Genomic DNA, 15,350 nt, shown 5'->3' on the forward strand with positions numbered 1-15,350 from the left:
TACACGCACCGGGTGGCGCGTTCACGCCGTCCATGTCACACTCACTGTTATAGAACTCCTCATAGAGTTATAGAACGATAGGAGGATGGCATGCGAGACGTGTTGCCGTGGCGTGAGCCGGTCCCGCTGGACGGGACGATGGGCGAGCCCAGAGCGCGGGGCCGATTCGGCGAGTACGGCGGACGGTACGCGCCGGAGTCCCTGGTGGAGGCGTGCCGCGAGGTGGACGAGGCGTTCCGGGAGGCCTGGGCGGATCCGGGGTTCCGCGGCGCCCTGGCGCGGCTGCTCGCCGTGCACGCCGGGCGGCCGACCCCGCTCACACCGGCCCGCCGGCTGTCGGAGGCGCTGGGCGTGCAGCTGTACCTCAAGCGCGAGGATCTCACCCACACCGGATCCCACAAGATCAACAACGTGCTGGGCCAGGCCCTGCTGGCCACCCGGATGGGACGGCGCAGGCTGATCGCCGAGACGGGTGCGGGCCAGCACGGGGTGGCCACCGCGACCGCCGCCGCGCTGCTCGGGCTGGAGGCGACGGTGTTCATGGGCGAGCGCGACATCGAGCGTCAGGCCCTGAACGTCTTCCGGATGCGCATGCTAGGCGCCGAGGTGATCCCGGTGACCACGGGCAGCCGTACCCTCAAGGACGCGACCAGCGAGGCCATGCGGCACTGGGTGGGCGCGACCGGCGACTCCCACTACTGCATCGGCTCGGTCGTCGGGCCGGACCCGTACCCATGGATGGTCAGGGAGTTGCAGCGGGTCATCGGCGACGAGGCCCGCGCGCAGTTCGCCGCCGAGCTGCGGACCGGCGTCCCGGACCACGTGGTCGCGTGCGTCGGCGGCGGCTCCAACGCGGCCGGCACGTTCGCCGGATTCGCCGACACCCCGGCGCGCCTGGTCGGCGTCGAGGCGGAGGGCGGCGCCGGGGCGGCCCGCGGCCGGCTCGGCGTCCTGCACGGCTGCCGCTCGCTGTTCCTGCAGGACGACGACGGGCAGATCGTCGAGGCGCACTCCATCGCCGCCGGGCTCGACTACCCGGGCGTCGGCCCCGAGCACGCCCACCTGCGCGAGCTGGGCCGGGCCCGCTACGTCACGGTGACCGACGAGGAGGCGATCGGCGCGGCGGTACGGCTGGCGCGTACCGAAGGCATCGTCCCGGCGCTCGAATCGGCGCACGCCCTCGCCTGGGTGATCAGCGCGGCGGGCAGCGGCGAGCTGCCCGCCGGATCGACGGTGCTGATGACGTTGTCCGGCCGGGGCGACAAGGACGTCTCAACCCTGAAGGAGCTGCTGTGACGAACCCCACCCTGGCCGCGGGCGCGGTCGAACGCCACCTGCGTGCCCGCCGGGACACCGGCCGTGGCCTGCTCATGCCGTACGTCACCGGAGGGATCACGCCCGGCTGGACGGACTACCTGCGGGCGTTCGCCGCCGCCGGGGCGGACGCGATCGAGGTCGGCCTGCCCTTCTCCGACCCCACGCTGGACGGCCTCACCATCCAGCAGGCCAGCGCCCAGGCACTGGCCCGGGGGGCGAGCACCCGCCGGATCCTCGCCGACCTGTCCGGCATGCCGGACCTGGGCGTGCCACTGGTCGCCAGCACCTACTACAACCTGGTGCTGCACGACGGCCCCGAGGCGTTCTGCGCCGCGCTGCGCCGGGCCGGCATCAGCGGCGTGATCGTCCCCGACCTGCCGGTGCACGAGGCGGACGAGCTGACGGACGTGGCCGCCGCCGCCGGGATCGAGCTGGTCCTGCTGGCGTCGCCGGCGACGCCGCAGCCACGGCTGGCCGAGATCTCGTGCCGCAGCCGCGGATTCATCTACGCGGTGTCGCTGATGGGCACCACCGGCGAGCGGGCCGACCTCGCCGCCTCGGCGGCGGAGCTCACCGGGCGGATCAAGCGCGTCACCGACCGGCCGGTCTTGCTAGGATTTGGCATTTCCACCCCGGACCAGGCACGCGAAGCCCGCCGGCACGCCGACGGCGTGGTGGTCGGCGCCGCGGTCATGCGGCGGGTGCTCGACGGGGGTGGGCCGGACGACCTGCGGGCCTTCCTCGCTACCCTGCGGCAAGCCCTCGACCAGGAGTGTGACCGATCACGATGACCCCCGACGCCGGGCACGAGGCGAGATACCGCGCCATCGCCGCCGACCTCGCCGCGAAGATCCGGTCGGGACACTACTCCCCCGGTGAGGCCCTGCCGCCGCAACGGGAGCTGAGCGCCTCCTACGGGGTGACCCTCATGACGCTGCGCCAGGCGTTGCGGGAGCTCAGCGACGAGCGGCTGATCGTGCAGCAGCCCGGCAAAGGTACGTTCGTCGCCCCGCCGCACCTGGCGTACCAGCTCGACTCGCTCCGCAGCCTGGTCGACGACCTGCGTAAACAGGGCCACGACGTGCGCACCGCAGTGGCCGGGCGGGCGGTGCGCCGGGCCCCGGCCCGGATCGCCGCGGACCTGCGGCTGCGTCCCGGCGACACCGCCCTGCGGCTGGAGCGGGTCCGCGAGTTCGCGGGACGTCCCGCCGTACACCAGGTGTCCTGGGTCCGCCGGCCGGTGGCCGACCAGATCCGCGACCGTGACTTCACCGCCGTCTCCCTCTACACGGCTCTCGCCGACGCGGGAGTGACGGTCGCCCGGGCGTCCGAGGTGGTCCGGCCCGGTTTGCTCGACCCCGCCGCCGCCCGCCACCTCCACGAGCCGCAGGGCAGCCCGGTGCTCGTCAGCACCCGGATCACCTACACCCTCGACGCCACGCCCGTGGTGTCCGACCATGCCACCATCCTCGGCAGCATGATGGAGATCCGTACCGAACGCGCCGCCACCGGCCTGTCCCTCACCTGGGGCGCCACCAGCTGAGAACCCGTGTGCGGCCTGTCCCACCGTGGCGACGAGCAGGTTCTCGCGGACCTTGCCTTGGCCGTCGCGTTGCGGCCCTTCTGGATCCCGGGGTTCCAGCAAGCCTGTTCGATCTCGCTCGGGAAGCCGTTCTCGCCGCCTCATGAAGCGACAAGCTGGGGAGCCCTGGGCCAAGCAGGCCCAGAGCTCACGCGAGCTGAGGGTCAGACGGTCTCACCCAGCTGTTCGGCCACCTGCTCCAGCCCGCTCTTGATGAGCTGCCCGTACTCGTCGTCGCCGAGTGCGCCGATCCCGTCCCGCGCATGCTGGAGGTGCTCACGGGCGCGGTCGAGGTCGCCCAGCTTGCGATAGCACTCGCTCAGGTTCAGGTGCAACGACGGATACAAGCCGGCCACCGAAAGCGGCACCCCGGCTTGGGCCACCCGCTCATCGGTGATCTGGCCGACGGCGGCGAGCGCGCGCAGGTCCCACATCAGCTCCTGGTTCACGTCGTCCTGCACATCGGCCATCGAGTGGGCGAGAACGCAGACATGCAGCGGGTCGCCTTGCTCGCCGCCGATGTCGTCCCAGATCTGCGCGAACAACTCGCGAGCGGCTTCACGCCGGCCCTGGTGGTGATGCAACTCCACCCCCTGGCCGATCCAGGCCATCGTGGGGTCGGCGGTCATATACGGCTCCTTCACCGTCGCAGACGATCGCGGTCAGCCTACCGGCTCACGTGGCTTGATGACCTTCAACCGGCTGAATGGTCTGCTGCTGGGGGATGGGGTCGGCGAGGGAGACGGCAGCGGCTCACACCTACCATTCCGGCCCGTACGGATCGGCGGATCGAGGAGGAGCCGTTCACCCGCCTGGACGTCTCACGGACTGGCTCGGCTGACCTCGGAAATGCACGGCTGGTGCGCTGACGATCAGCGCTCGCATTGAAGAGGTGCTGGACCCCCCGGCCGAACTCGTCCTGTTCGCCGCCGGGCCGGCCGCGGCGTCCTTCACAGACGCTGCAGCCCGGCCACCCGCAGCAGGTCCAGCGCCGTCGCCTCGGGGGTTCCCGGCTCCGCCGAGTACATGAGCACCGTCTGATCGGTGTCCGGGAGCAGCAGGGTGTCGCAGTCGAGCGTGATCGTGCCGACCTCGGGGTGGTTGACGGACTTGGTCGCGCTGCGCCAGGGCACCGAACGTGCCTCCCGCCAGAGCTGCTCGAAGGCCGGGCTGCCCCGCCGCAGCTCGGCGATCAACCGTCTCAGGTCGGGATCGTCCGAGTAGCGGGCCTGGGCGGCGCGCAGGGTGCCGACCGCGGCGCGCGCGGCCGCCTCGTCCTCGTCCGGGTCCGCCCCGGCCTGGCAACGGCTGCTGCCGAGGAAGCGTTGCCAGATGAGATTGCGCCGGCGCTGCGGCCAGGCGGACATGTCGCCCTGAAGCGCCGCGCCCAGGGGGTTCCAGGCCAGCACGTCGCCCTTCGCCGACAGCACGAGCACCGGCAGGTCCGACATCCGGTCCAGCAGGCGAAGCACGCTCGGGCGTACGACCATGGCCACGCGCCCGGCCTGGGGCGGCTGGTGGCCCGCGAGCCGGAAGACGAGATCGCGGTCGTCGTCGTTCAGCCGCAGGGCCTGGGCCAGCGCGGCGACGACCTGGCTCGAGGGCCGGGGGCCGCGCCCCTGCTCGAGCCGGACCACGTAGTCGACGCTCAGCCCCGCGAGCGTGGCCACTTCCTCCCGGCGCAGGCCCGGCACCTGGCGGCGCGGCCCGGACGGCAGCCCGACGTCCTGCGGTCGCACGCGGTCACGTGCGCGACGCAGCACCTCGGCGAGTTCGGCGCGGTTCACCTCTCCATCGTGCCGCAAAGATCGCACGGCGGGGTGGTACCGCCGGTCCCATGGCTCACCGGTCCTGGCGGGGCAGGGCGGCGCGTACCGATCATCGAGTCATGGCAGACGCGAACACGGTGGCGCTGGTCACCGGAGCGAACAAGGGGCTGGGCCGCGAGACCGCGCGCCGCCTGGCCGGCAGGAACTGGCGGGTCTTCCTGGCCGCCAGGGATCGGGAACGCGGCATGCGTACGGTGGACGAACTGGCCGCCGAGGGGCTCGACCTCGAGTTCGTCGAGCTGGACGTGGCCTGCGACGAGTCCGTCGCGGCAGCGGCCAAGGCCGTCGCCGCCCGCGTGGATCGCCTGGACGTCCTGGTCAACAACGCCGGGATCGGCAGCCCGGTGCTGGATCCGGCCGGCACCGGGGTCGACGCGGTCCGGCAGGTGTTCGAGGTCAACGTGTTCGGCCAGGTACGGGTGACGCATGCGTTCCTGCCGTTGCTGCGCAGGTCCGCACGGCCTCGCGTCGTCATGGTGTCCAGCGCTCTGGCCTCGCTGGCGCACGCCGCCGACCCCGCCCGCCCCGAGTCCGGCTTCCTGAACCTGGCCTACGCCTCGTCCAAGACCGCACTCAATATGATCGTTTCCCAGTACGCCCGCGCCCTCGACGGTTTCAAGATCAACGCAGCGGACCCGGGCTTCCCCGCCACCGACATGAACCAGCACACCGGCATCCACACCCTCACCGAGGGCACCGACGCGATCATCCGGCTGGCGACCCTGGACGCGGCCGGATCGACCGGCGGGTTCTTCGATCGCGACGGCGTTGTCCCGTGGTAGGAGCAATGACCATGACCAAGATCCTGACGATCGGCCTCCATCCCCGCGAGCTCGACTACAGCCTGCATCCGGGCCTGGACGAGGCGACGCTCACCGCTCGGATCGAGCAGGGCCACAGGGCGCTGCTGGCGGCGGGCTTCGACGCCGAGCTGTGCCTGGTCGACGCCGACCCGGACGCGGCCGAGAAAACCGTCCGCGAACGACTGTCCCGGGCATCCTTCGACCTGGCCGGGATCGGAGCCGGCCTGCGCGTGGCGCCCGAGCACACCATCCTCTTCGAGCGCTTGATCAACGTGCTGGTGGGGGCCTCACCCGGGATCCGGTTCTTCTTCAACAGCTCGCCCGAGACGACGATCGATGCCATTCGCCGCCAGCTGCACGGACCCTCCTGAGCCGCCTGGCCCCGATCCCGGGCTCGGCCGGCGCGACCAGCGTGCCGTTCGTCAGATCGTCCCAGCACGGGTCGAGGGGGGAGCCCGAGGGAGGCGGCCACCCCCTCGTCCAGCGCGGCGAGCGCCCCCGCCACCCTGCGGGCCGGTTCGTCGCCCGCCGCGGTCGGGTCAGCAGTCCAGCGCGGGCATGGGCCGCCCGTCCGGGTCCCAGTTGCGCAGGAACTCCGGCTGGACGGAGACGTCGACGAGTTCCAGCCGCAATCCCAGGCCCGTCATCCGGTGGTAGGTGAAGGGGCGACCGTACGGGCGAGCGTCGAAGTCCAGCGGCCAGCCCATCTCGGCGAGACGGGCCGCGCAGTCGTCGATCCTGGCGGGCCCAGAATCCGATGTGGTCGCAGCGGGCCTCCCGGCCGGGATCCCAGGGGCTGTCCGCGGGCCCCTCGATCAGCTCGGTGTAGAGCGGACCGTACCGGGAGAAGACGATGCGGTAGGCCCAGTCGCCCAGCCGTCCTTCCCGCACCGCGTTCCACTCGATGCCGACCGTGCGGCTGAAGTCACGCATGGCGGCCTCGATGTCCGGCACGACGAAACCGACGTGGTAGGGGCCGGCGCTCCCGCCGGCCGGGCACGCCGCAGGTCGGTGCCCCCGGTCCGTCGGGGTCCGGCCGTCATCGATGTCCCATCGGTCCCGCATGCTCATCATGCCTTTCTCCCGCAGCCAGGGGGATCACAGCACGGTCCGCAGGCCGAGGACCAATAGGCGGACTTCGGGTGAGCCATCGGATCGCCGATGGCCGGACGCGGGGGCGGGCGCGGATGCCGGATCCCCGGCGTTGGACGTCGTCACTGTCCTGGGCGTGCAACTCCTGCTCGGCCTCGCCGGGTACGGGGGGCGCCGTGCTCGCGCGTACGGGCACCACGCCGCTCGTCGCGCTGTCCGTCGCGGTGGCGTGGGGCGTGTTCGCGCGAGGACTCCTGACGCGCATCAGGCGAGTTCCGTCCAGGCACGGGCGAGCACCCTCGCGACCCGCACGGGCCCGCCCGTCCCCGGCCGGTAGACGGCGGCCTCGCCCTCCGCCAGTTCGATCCCGTCCAGCGCGCGCGTGTAGTGGCCGTGGACGACGAGCACGTTGTTCCGCCCGGACGCGGGAGCCTGACGCAGCAGCGGCTCCAGGCGGCGGGCGGCCAGCCGGTCGGCGGGCTCGTCCTCCGGCCACAGGCGCTCCAGCTCCGGCGTGGCCGTGACCCGCCCGAAAGCCAGTCTGCCGGTCTCCTTCGTGCGGCAGTAGGGGCTGGTCAGCACGTCCGCGACGGGGATGCGGAGGTCGCGGAACGCCCGGCCGATCGCGTGGGCGTCGGCCCGGCCCGCGTCCGACAGGTTCCGCTGCGTGCCGCAGTCGCCGAGATCGACGTCGCCGGCATCGGGGGTGGAATGGTCGGTCGCCGCGTGCCGGAAGACGACATGGTAACCACCGTCCCGAAGCGCCTCCAGCAACGCCCGGCCGGTCAGGGCCTCTCCTCCCGGCGTCCCGAAGCTCCCGCCCGGCGTCGGCGTGGCTGTCGCTGACGCGCCGCCCGTGGCCACCCGCGCGCCGTCGCGATCCTCCGGGCCGCCGGAGCAACCCATGGCGCTCACCATGACCAGCGCGACGATGACGAGCCACAGACGCCGCGGATGAAGAAGATTGTCTTTGCCCATACGCACCTGACCTCCATGATCGGAATCCACAGGGGCAGCATGCCCAGGACACCCGAAAAGCCGGAGAAAGGCCTGCGGGCGTTCGTCGGCGCCTGCGTCCGCACCTACGGCAGGATCGACATCGGCTTCAACAACGCCGGCATCGAAAGCCCCCGGGCGGCGCCCCTGCACGAGCAGACGCTGCAGGATTTCGAGCAGGTGTGGCGCACGAACGCCGCCGGCGTCTTCCTGGCGATGAAGTACGAGCTCGCGCACATGGTCGAGCAGCGGGGCGGCATCATCGTCAACACCGCCTCGATCTCCGCCGAGGTCGGCTTCGCCACCATCTCGCCCTACAACGCCAGCAAGCACGCCGTCGCCTCGCTGACCATGGTCGCCGCGCTGAAGTACGCCGACAGGAACATCCGCGTCAACGCGCTCGCGCCCGGTGCGGTCGACACCCCGATGCTCCGTCGGGCGGCCGAGGCGTTCGGGATGACGTACGAGGAGATCGCGCGGGACTACCCGATCAAGCGGATCGTCCAGCCGCAGGAGATGGCGCGCGTGGTGATGTGGCTGGCCTCCGAGGACGCCAGCGCCGTGCTCGGCACCGACATCGACGCCTCCGGCGGCTACCTCACCGGCTGAACCCGGCGCCGGCATTCAGTCAAGTTCCCGCTCGCTCCTGCGGCACGCAGGCTGAACCGGCCGGAAGGGGGAAGTCAACGCCCTCCCGCGGCACGTCCTGGCCATGATCACCCCGAACTGACCGCGACCCTCAAGAGCATCGCGGCCGCCGCAATCTCATCCACGCAACGACCGCACGCCCGGCCGCCTTCGCGTCGCCGCCGACGGGCGCGGACCTGGACGATGAGAGAAACTCCGGCGCAGCCTCGAACCAATGGTCGTGTCGTGGCATCCAACAAGATCCCGGCATCGGAAGGGACTCATGTGATCATCTGGTTGGACGGCAGCGTCGGGGCGGGCGACCGTGTCCCCGTGGACGGGCCTTTCACCAGACGACCGGGGCCGCCCATGACGCGGGCTGTCCTCGCAGCCGTGAGCGTGCCCCAGGCATGGTGATCCGCAAACGCGCCCCACGCTCCACGCAGCGCATCGACGTGAGCCGCCTTCCCGAAGACGTCGTGGCGCTGATCGACGCCCTCGAGCCTGGTGAGAACGTGGTTCTCACGCGTGACGGCGCGTCGATCGCGACGATCTCCAGCACCGTTGACGTGGTCCAAGGCGCCGTCGTCGATCGCGAGGCGCCGGACGAGGCCGACGATCAAGCACCGGTCGACCACGAGAGCGTGACAGTCGTGGCCACCGCGATGGAGCTGCCGGCCGTGGCTCGGGTTGCGCTGTCCACCCAGCTCGGGGCCGACTACGTGGTGCTCGACATGCATGCGGCTCCGGCAACGGCCGATGTGCTGCTGGTGCCCGCAGGCAGCCCGCAGCTGATCGCAGCGCTCCGGTCGATGTTCCCGAAAGCTCGCGTCGTCGTCACCGAGATCGAGGACCCCGAACTCGGAGTTCGATACCACGGCCCGGTCCGACGGCTACTCGACGCCGGCGCTGACGCGTACCTGCCTCCGGCGACCCTCCCCCACCTGGCCAGGCAGCTTGACCACACCCTGAGTCAAGGGCGCGAGATCGCCGGCGGGGCCGCGACACCGCTGCAGATCGCACCGACCGTGGAGCCGGCAGATCCGGACGACGAATGACCCCGCGCCTCTTCCCCGGACCGCCGGGTGGCGGATCACCGTAACCACGGGAGTGGCATGAGCTTGCTTCGCCACCGGGAACCATCTTGCGGATCGCGCGACGGGAAGGGGTGCTTCGGTCCCGCGGGTATTGCACCCTGGTGCGGTGGACGACGTGGCGGAACTGCTGGACCGGATCTGGCGTACGGATGCGGCCGGCATGCTCGGCGCCCTCAGCCGGCGGCTGGGCGACTTCGACCGGGCCGAAGAGGCGCTGGCGGACGCGCTGGCCGAGGCGCTCAAGCGCTGGCCCGGCGAGGGTCTGCCGGAGAGCCCCACCGGTTGGCTGGTCACCACGGGCTGGCGCAAGGCGCTGGACCGGCTGCGCCGCGACGCCGTCGGCCGCAGGAAGGCGGCACAGTTGGCCGCCGAACCGCCGCCGGAACCGGGCGTGGACGATCGGCTGGCCATGGTCTTCGCGTGCTGCCATCCGGACCTCGCCGAGCCGGCCCGGGTCGCGCTGACGCTGTACGCCGCCGGCGGCCTGAGCACGGCCGAGATCGCCGCCGCGTTCCTGGTGCCGCTGCCGACGATGGCGCAGCGGCTTTCCCGGGCCAAGCGCCAGCTGCGGGAGCGCGGCATCCGGTTCGAGGTGCCGCAGCCGCATGAGTACGCCGACCGGCTGCCGGCCGTGCTCGCGGTGATCTACCTGGTGTTCAACGAGGGGTATCTGTCCAGTGGCCGGTCCGCCCAGCGACGCGAGCTGGCCCGCGAGGGGGTCGAGCTGGCCCGCCAACTCGCCGCGCTGCTGCCCAGTGAGCCGGAGGCCGCCGGCCTGGCCGCCTTGCTGGAGCTGCACCACGCCCGCGCCGCCGCGCGGTTCGACTCGTGGGGCCGCATCGTGCTGCTCGAACGGCAGGACCGGAGGCTGTGGGACAGGGCGGCGATCGAACAGGCGGCGCTGCGACTGCGGGCGGCGGTGCGCCGGGGCCGGCCCGGGCCGTACCAGTTGCAGGCCGGCATCGCCGCGCTACACGCCCTGGCCGCCTCGTACGAGGCCGTCAACTGGGCCGACGTGCGGGCGCTGTACGACCGGCTGTACGCGTTGGACCCGTCGCCGGTGGTGCTGCTGAACCGGGCAGTGGCCACGCGGTTCGCGGTGGGCCCGGCCCCGGCGCTGGACGAGGTCGACGCGCTCGGGGACCGGCTTGCCGGTTACCACCTGTGGCACGCCGCCCGGGCCGACCTGCTGGGCACGCTCGACCGTCCGGCCGAGGCGCTGACGGCGGCGGAGCGGGCTCTGGAGCTGGCGACGAACCCGGCCGAACGCGAGCTGATGTCGCGTCGGGTGGGCGAGCTGAGGCGCCGGCTGTGAGACCGGCGCCCAGCCTCACCGCTATTCGCGGCTCATCACCGGACGGACCTCCAGCGCGCTCATCCCGGCGGCGAGTGGCCAGGTGGCCGCGATCCGCGTGGCCTCGTCCATGTCGTCGCACTCCAGCATGACGATCGCGCCGATGACCTCCTTGAGCTCCAGGTACGGCCCGTCGGTGATCACCGGCTGCCCGCCGGCGCCGGCGCGCACTGTCTTCGCCGCGTCCCGGGGCTGTAGCTCGGCGCCGCCGTCGGCGATCCTGCCGGTCGGCTGCCACCGCTCGAACCACTCGTAGACCTGCTTCATCACGTCCTGCTCGTCGTCCGGGGACAGCGCGGTCCACTCGCGGTCGTCGCCGAAGATCAGCATCGCGTACTTCATCGTCACTCCTCGTGGCTGGAAGGGCTCTGTCGTCCGTGTGACGAACGGCCGGCACCGGTCCTCGACAGGTCCAGCCGAATTTCCTGCCGAACTTTCGGCGGCCAACGGCTCCGGGCGCCGTGTGCGTGACCTCCCGAGGCGCTCGTCGGGACGTCGGCCAGGCGCGGCGGCGGGAATTCGTAGCGGCCGCCGGAGGCGAGCAGGCCGCCGCCGGTGCGGCACCGGGGTGGCCTCGCCAAGCTGGTGGGCCGGCAGTTCCGGGGGCAGCAGGGGCCGGGGATGGCGGATCAGGCAGGCGCTGCGGCTTCTCGATTGGCCTGTCGAGTACCGGCATCGCCGACCTGCGGTTCGCCGGCTGTGTCTGGGATGGTCACTGGTCTTGCCTTCTCGTTCGAGGTGGCGGATTCGAGGGAACGGGACGCCGACCTGCCAGCCACATCGTGAGTTCCTCCACAAGAGTGCCGGTGAGTGTCTCGAAGCGCGGCGTCCGGCGTTCGGGATCGGGCCGGCCGGCCATCCGGCGTTGCGCGCCGCGCCAGGAACGCGAGTGCATCCACGGTGGCTTGAATCCCGTCATCTCCTCGTGGATCTCGTTCATGAGCCGGAACAAGCGCTGCTCGAACCCCTCATCCACCGCCGCGATCGTCGCTATGTTGACCGCGCAACTGTTGAAGAAGGCCACCCGCGCCTCGTCCAGCTGGAGCAGCCATTCCCGCCGGTCACGCCGCTCAGGCGAACGGCTCAGCCGCATGACAGCACGCATCAGCGCCTCGGTGTCACGAATCAGCGTTCGAGCGGCGTTCCTGGCATCGATGATCAGCGCCTGTCTATGCGCCTGCCGCCCCGTGCCGGCGACGACCGCCCAAGCGGTGAGGGCTGCCACGATGCCGCCGATGACAGCGCTGATCCCGCCCTGCAGAAGGTTTGCCCACCAGTCCATGGAGTGTGATCTACCGGCAAACTCCGATCCACGCCAGTGGGAGCAGGTTCATCGATCCGCACCGAAGGCGGCCGGCCCGCTCCCAGCGCAGTCGACGTCCTCCGCCACACCAGATGAGCACTCGCCGCCTTCCCGCGCGGTCACGAGCGCATCTGCACCCTCATGGCGCCGCTGACGCACTCGGTGTAGGTGTTGGGGCCGGTCGGGCGCTCGTTGCACGTCCAGTCCTTGCCGTCCACATAGACCGTGACCGGGCTGCCACTGGCCCCTGCCCAGGCGTTGGCCACGTTCTGCGCGATGGCGCACAGTTCGGGATGGGGCTCGCCGTCCAGGCGGACCACCGCGAAGACGTCACCGCCCGGCCCGGGCCCGCAGTGGATCGCATCCGCGGGCAGCGGTTCGTACAGCCCGGCACCGATCGGCTGCGAGGCGGCCGGGGCGATCGGGACATTCGGGGCGATCGGGGCGTGAGCGGCGGGTTGTGCCGGCGCGTCGGCGACGGCCTGCGTCGAGGGACCGCCGGCGGCGAATGCGGCCGCGGCCAGCAGCGCGATAGAGGTACGGATCGTCATCGTGTCCATGCGAAGACTCCTCCGAATGGTCCGGACACCTCCCGACCTCTCCACCATGACCCGGCAGGCGGCGATGGTGTGTCATGGCCAGACGACGATTGTCCAAGCTTGCGTACGGTCCGCACCGGCAACGGCGATCCAAACCCGCCGTCCTTGCCCGCTATCGTCGGCACGCTGTCGTGCGCGCGCATGGGCAGGCGTTGATCGGGTAGGGCGCGCGCTATGGCCGATGCGGAGGGATACAAGGGTTGGTTGCTCGCTGGTCGTTACCGGCTGCAGGCCGAGCTCGGCCGGGGCGGCATGGGCCGGGTCTGGCGCGGCTACGACGAGCTGCTGGATCGCCCGGTCGCGGTCAAGGAGGTCACCCTGGACCAGCGGCCGCAGCCCGAGCGCGAGGCGCTGCTGCGCCGTACGATGAGCGAGGCCCGTCTGGCCGCCCGGCTGTCCCATCCGCACATCGCAGCCGTCTACGACGTGGTGGTGGCCGACGGACGGCCGTGGATCGTCCTGCAGCTGGTCAGCGCGCCCACCCTGGCCGACGTGCTGGCCGCACGCGGACCCCTGGCGCCGACCGCGGTGGCCAGGATCGGCCTGCAGGTGCTGGAGGCGCTGCAGGTGGCGCACGCCGCCGGCATCGTGCACCGCGACGTCAAGCCCGCCAACGTCCTGCTGGACGGCGACCACGCGGTGCTGACCGATTTCGGCCTGGCCACCAGCCGGCGGCAGCCGGACGGCCACACCCAAGCGGGCCTGGTGGTCGGTACTCCCGCCTACATCGCCCCCGAACGCGCCCGCGGCGCGGCTCCGAGCCCGCCCAGTGACCTGTGGTCGCTGGGCGTCATGCTGTACACCGCGGTCGAGGGCCACTGCCCCTTCGAGCAGGGCAGCGCCCTGGCCACCCTCAGCGCCGTCCTGACCGCCGAGCCGGCCCCGTTCAACCTCGCCGGCCCGCTGGCGCCCCTCATCACCGGCCTGCTGGACAAGGACCCCGACCGCCGCACCGGCATCGACGACGCCCGCCGGCACCTGCACCGCATCAGCTCCCTTTCCCTCGATCGAATGCCCGTCACCGGCGCCGTGGCTCCGATGGCAGCGCCGGTGACACCAGCAGTGACAGCGGTGGATATGGCCGTACCCGCCCCGGCGCCGCCGCCGAGCCGCCCCGCCGGCTCCGCTCCCGCGGGAAGCCGCACGCCGGCTCCCGCCCGCAAGGCTCCCTCCCGGATGCGGCCGGCCGCCGATCCGGCCGGGCGCCGGCCGTGGACCACGCACCTCCGGCCCGCAGCGGCGGCGACCGTCCTGGTCGCCGCCGTGCTGGCAGCCACCTCCTGGCCAAGCCGGCCTGCCGGCGCGCCCACCGCGGAGCGGCGGGTACCCGCCGCCACCCCCACCACCTCGGCCCCGCCGCCATCGACCGCACTCCTGCAGGCGCGGCCCGCAGCCGTCACCCGCGGCACGCCGACCGCCCAGCACCAGGCCGAACCGCCCGCGCCATCCGCGGCGCCATCCCTGCCACCGGGCCAGGCCAAGAAGACCGGCAAGAAGGGCGAGGTCGAACTCGGGCACAAGCTGCGCTCACCGGGCAAGGGCGCCGGCAAAGGGCGCAAGTGATCAGAAAGCGGATGCGGTTCGCGGGAGGGTCTGAGCGCGGCTGGGAGACCTTGGTACGGTGCGCTCTGGCACTGGCCACGCGCGTACGCGTACGGCAAGCGGCTGTCCCCGGGTGCAAAGTCGGGGCGCACAGAAGCAGTTGTCCTTTGCCGGCCACGTGCACGTTTTCTCGATACCGAACTCGCAGCGCAGGTGACGCCGGTCCCGCACGGAAATCCTGTCCCCGTCCTTACGGCGGAACAACCATGCGCGGGTCCGTTCGTCTCCCCGGAAGGAAAGCCGAGGCCACCGTTTGACGCGCGGGCCGTCGGAGCGCCGTCCGTCCGGTTCGTCCGGCTCGTCATTGAGCCCACGATGGCGGGCGAGGCGCGGAAGGCGGCGCGTGAACTCCGCCCTGTCGCTGAAATCCCATTCCTGGCCATCGGGCTCAGCGACAAAGGAAAGGAAGGGGAATTTGCTGTCGATTCCCCGCGCCCGGACGGCTTCCCCCACGTGGGCCGTTTCCACACCGGTGACCCGCCGGTACGCGCTGGAGGCCACGTACGAGAACAACTCGAACTCCGGATAATCATCGTCCGGCCATACCTGACGCCGGATCCGCGTCACCCGCCCCAGCCGGAACCTGCCATCCCTGGATGCCGAGGTCCGCTCGTGGGAGAAGTTCCGCGACAGCTCGAAGAGCCGCTGTATTTCCGGAAGCTGCACAATCCGATCAGGAACGTCGGCGACCTTGTCGAAGGAATCGCGGCCGAGGCTGATCAGCCAGTCCACGAAATACTCGAAACCATCGGACGACCCGGAGCCGGTGATGGTCCAGCACGCCGCGTACATGTCCCAGGAGCAGGCCCGGTTGGCGCAGATCGTGAACCAGGCCTCGAAGTCCACGATCTCCTCGGCCGGCAGGCGTGAAAGGTGATGCGCAAGCCGGTCCAGTCGCTCCTGCCGGTTGCCGGTCTCCTGGGCGGTGCGCTCCACGAGTTCCCAGAAACCGTCGATGTCCATGAGCTCGAGCATGGCATTCGGCGAACCTGGATCGACAACGAATTCGTACGGACCGCAGTTCAGCGCGGTGACGGGGTGGACCGGCGGCCGGGAAAGGAGCCGGGCTGCCGCAACGGGGTCTTTCGGGTCAACTGCCGGATGGCTACGATCGGGCACCGATCACCTGTGTGGAGATCTTTCGTCTTG

General features: G+C 71.5%; 17 protein-coding genes and 1 pseudogene. 9 read left to right on the plus strand and 9 right to left on the minus strand.

Annotated elements, in window-relative coordinates; all coding sequences use genetic code 11:
• Positions 1-90 precede the first annotated feature (90 nt).
• From trpB to ACBJ59_RS24430, 3 genes are read left to right on the plus strand one after another with little or no spacing between them, the layout of a single operon-like run.
• Positions 91-1,296, plus strand: a complete 1,206-nt coding sequence (gene trpB, locus ACBJ59_RS24420; RefSeq protein WP_375112557.1) for a tryptophan synthase subunit beta — start codon at positions 91-93, stop codon at positions 1,294-1,296.
• Entirely contained in the window at positions 1,293-2,108 is an 816-nt protein-coding gene (gene trpA / locus ACBJ59_RS24425) for a tryptophan synthase subunit alpha (RefSeq protein WP_375112558.1), read from the plus strand. The genes trpB and trpA overlap by 4 nt, the downstream gene beginning before the upstream one ends.
• Complete coding sequence (locus tag ACBJ59_RS24430; RefSeq protein ID WP_375112559.1) at positions 2,105-2,860, plus strand: GntR family transcriptional regulator; 756 nt, start codon at positions 2,105-2,107, stop codon at positions 2,858-2,860. Before trpA ends, ACBJ59_RS24430 begins: the two co-directional genes overlap by 4 nt.
• A gap of 203 nt (positions 2,861-3,063) precedes the next feature.
• Here the strand turns inward: ACBJ59_RS24430 and ACBJ59_RS24435 are convergent, their stop codons facing one another.
• Together ACBJ59_RS24435 and ACBJ59_RS24440 are read right to left on the minus strand one after the other, a co-directional pair.
• Entirely contained in the window at positions 3,064-3,528 is a 465-nt protein-coding gene (locus ACBJ59_RS24435) for a hypothetical protein (protein ID WP_375112560.1), read from the minus strand.
• A 321-nt stretch (positions 3,529-3,849) separates the two neighbouring features.
• A complete protein-coding gene (locus ACBJ59_RS24440; RefSeq protein WP_375112561.1) occupies positions 3,850-4,686 on the minus strand; it encodes a helix-turn-helix transcriptional regulator in 837 nt (278 codons plus the stop codon).
• Positions 4,687-4,787: 101 nt separating this feature from the next.
• On the opposite strand from ACBJ59_RS24440, the gene ACBJ59_RS24445 reads away from it, so the two are divergent.
• Both ACBJ59_RS24445 and ACBJ59_RS24450 read left to right on the plus strand, forming a co-directional pair.
• On the plus strand, positions 4,788-5,510 hold the full coding sequence (locus tag ACBJ59_RS24445) for an SDR family NAD(P)-dependent oxidoreductase (protein ID WP_375112562.1): 723 nt from the start codon (positions 4,788-4,790) through the stop codon (positions 5,508-5,510).
• Positions 5,511-5,521: 11 nt separating this feature from the next.
• Positions 5,522-5,902, plus strand: a complete 381-nt coding sequence (locus ACBJ59_RS24450) for a hypothetical protein (RefSeq protein ID WP_375112563.1) — start codon at positions 5,522-5,524, stop codon at positions 5,900-5,902.
• A 168-nt stretch (positions 5,903-6,070) separates the two neighbouring features.
• On the opposite strand, the gene ACBJ59_RS24455 is transcribed toward ACBJ59_RS24450, so the two are convergent.
• From ACBJ59_RS24455 to ACBJ59_RS24465, 3 genes and pseudogenes are all read right to left on the minus strand, one after another.
• On the minus strand, positions 6,071-6,238 hold the full coding sequence (locus ACBJ59_RS24455; RefSeq protein WP_375112835.1) for a hypothetical protein: 168 nt from the start codon (positions 6,236-6,238) through the stop codon (positions 6,071-6,073).
• Between the two features lie 94 nt (positions 6,239-6,332).
• Positions 6,333-6,605 (minus strand): annotated as a pseudogene (locus ACBJ59_RS24460) (hypothetical protein); the annotation flags it as partial.
• Positions 6,606-6,887: 282 nt separating this feature from the next.
• The gene (locus tag ACBJ59_RS24465; protein WP_375112827.1) at positions 6,888-7,601 is read right to left on the minus strand and encodes a histidine phosphatase family protein; all 714 of its coding nucleotides are present in this window, start codon (positions 7,599-7,601) and stop codon (positions 6,888-6,890) included.
• Between the two features lie 39 nt (positions 7,602-7,640).
• Here ACBJ59_RS24465 and ACBJ59_RS24470 point away from each other — a divergent pair, with 39 nt between their 5' ends.
• The 3 genes from ACBJ59_RS24470 to ACBJ59_RS24480 all read left to right on the plus strand — a co-directional run bounded on the left by ACBJ59_RS24470 (position 7,641) and on the right by ACBJ59_RS24480 (position 10,658).
• Positions 7,641-8,228 (plus strand): SDR family NAD(P)-dependent oxidoreductase, encoded by a 588-nt coding sequence (locus tag ACBJ59_RS24470; protein ID WP_375112564.1) that lies wholly within the window; start codon positions 7,641-7,643, stop codon positions 8,226-8,228.
• 428 nt (positions 8,229-8,656) lie between these two features.
• Complete coding sequence (locus tag ACBJ59_RS24475) at positions 8,657-9,304, plus strand: hypothetical protein (protein ID WP_375112565.1); 648 nt, start codon at positions 8,657-8,659, stop codon at positions 9,302-9,304.
• 145 nt (positions 9,305-9,449) lie between these two features.
• Positions 9,450-10,658 carry an RNA polymerase sigma factor gene (locus ACBJ59_RS24480; protein ID WP_375112566.1) on the plus strand — a complete coding sequence of 403 codons (1,209 nt, stop codon included), beginning with the start codon at positions 9,450-9,452 and terminating at the stop codon, positions 10,656-10,658.
• A 21-nt stretch (positions 10,659-10,679) separates the two neighbouring features.
• Here ACBJ59_RS24480 and ACBJ59_RS24485 read toward each other — a convergent pair whose 3' ends face one another.
• From ACBJ59_RS24485 to ACBJ59_RS24495, 3 genes are all read right to left on the minus strand, one after another.
• Positions 10,680-11,039, minus strand: coding sequence for a YciI family protein (locus tag ACBJ59_RS24485; protein ID WP_375112567.1), 360 nt, complete (start codon positions 11,037-11,039; stop codon positions 10,680-10,682).
• A 370-nt stretch (positions 11,040-11,409) separates the two neighbouring features.
• A complete protein-coding gene (locus tag ACBJ59_RS24490) occupies positions 11,410-11,979 on the minus strand; it encodes a hypothetical protein (RefSeq protein ID WP_375112568.1) in 570 nt (189 codons plus the stop codon).
• A gap of 140 nt (positions 11,980-12,119) precedes the next feature.
• Positions 12,120-12,560 carry a hypothetical protein gene (locus tag ACBJ59_RS24495; RefSeq protein WP_375112569.1) on the minus strand — a complete coding sequence of 147 codons (441 nt, stop codon included), beginning with the start codon at positions 12,558-12,560 and terminating at the stop codon, positions 12,120-12,122.
• A 243-nt stretch (positions 12,561-12,803) separates the two neighbouring features.
• Here ACBJ59_RS24495 and ACBJ59_RS24500 point away from each other — a divergent pair, with 243 nt between their 5' ends.
• On the plus strand, positions 12,804-14,162 hold the full coding sequence (locus ACBJ59_RS24500) for a protein kinase (protein WP_375112570.1): 1,359 nt from the start codon (positions 12,804-12,806) through the stop codon (positions 14,160-14,162).
• On the opposite strand, the gene ACBJ59_RS24505 is transcribed toward ACBJ59_RS24500, so the two are convergent.
• Positions 14,163-15,320 carry a DUF4240 domain-containing protein gene (locus ACBJ59_RS24505; RefSeq protein ID WP_375112571.1) on the minus strand — a complete coding sequence of 386 codons (1,158 nt, stop codon included), beginning with the start codon at positions 15,318-15,320 and terminating at the stop codon, positions 14,163-14,165.
• Between the last annotated feature and the right edge of the window lie 30 nt (positions 15,321-15,350).

Origin of the sequence: Nonomuraea sp. MTCD27, assembly GCF_041950495.1 — a bacterium.
GTDB lineage: Bacteria > Actinomycetota > Actinomycetes > Streptosporangiales > Streptosporangiaceae > Nonomuraea.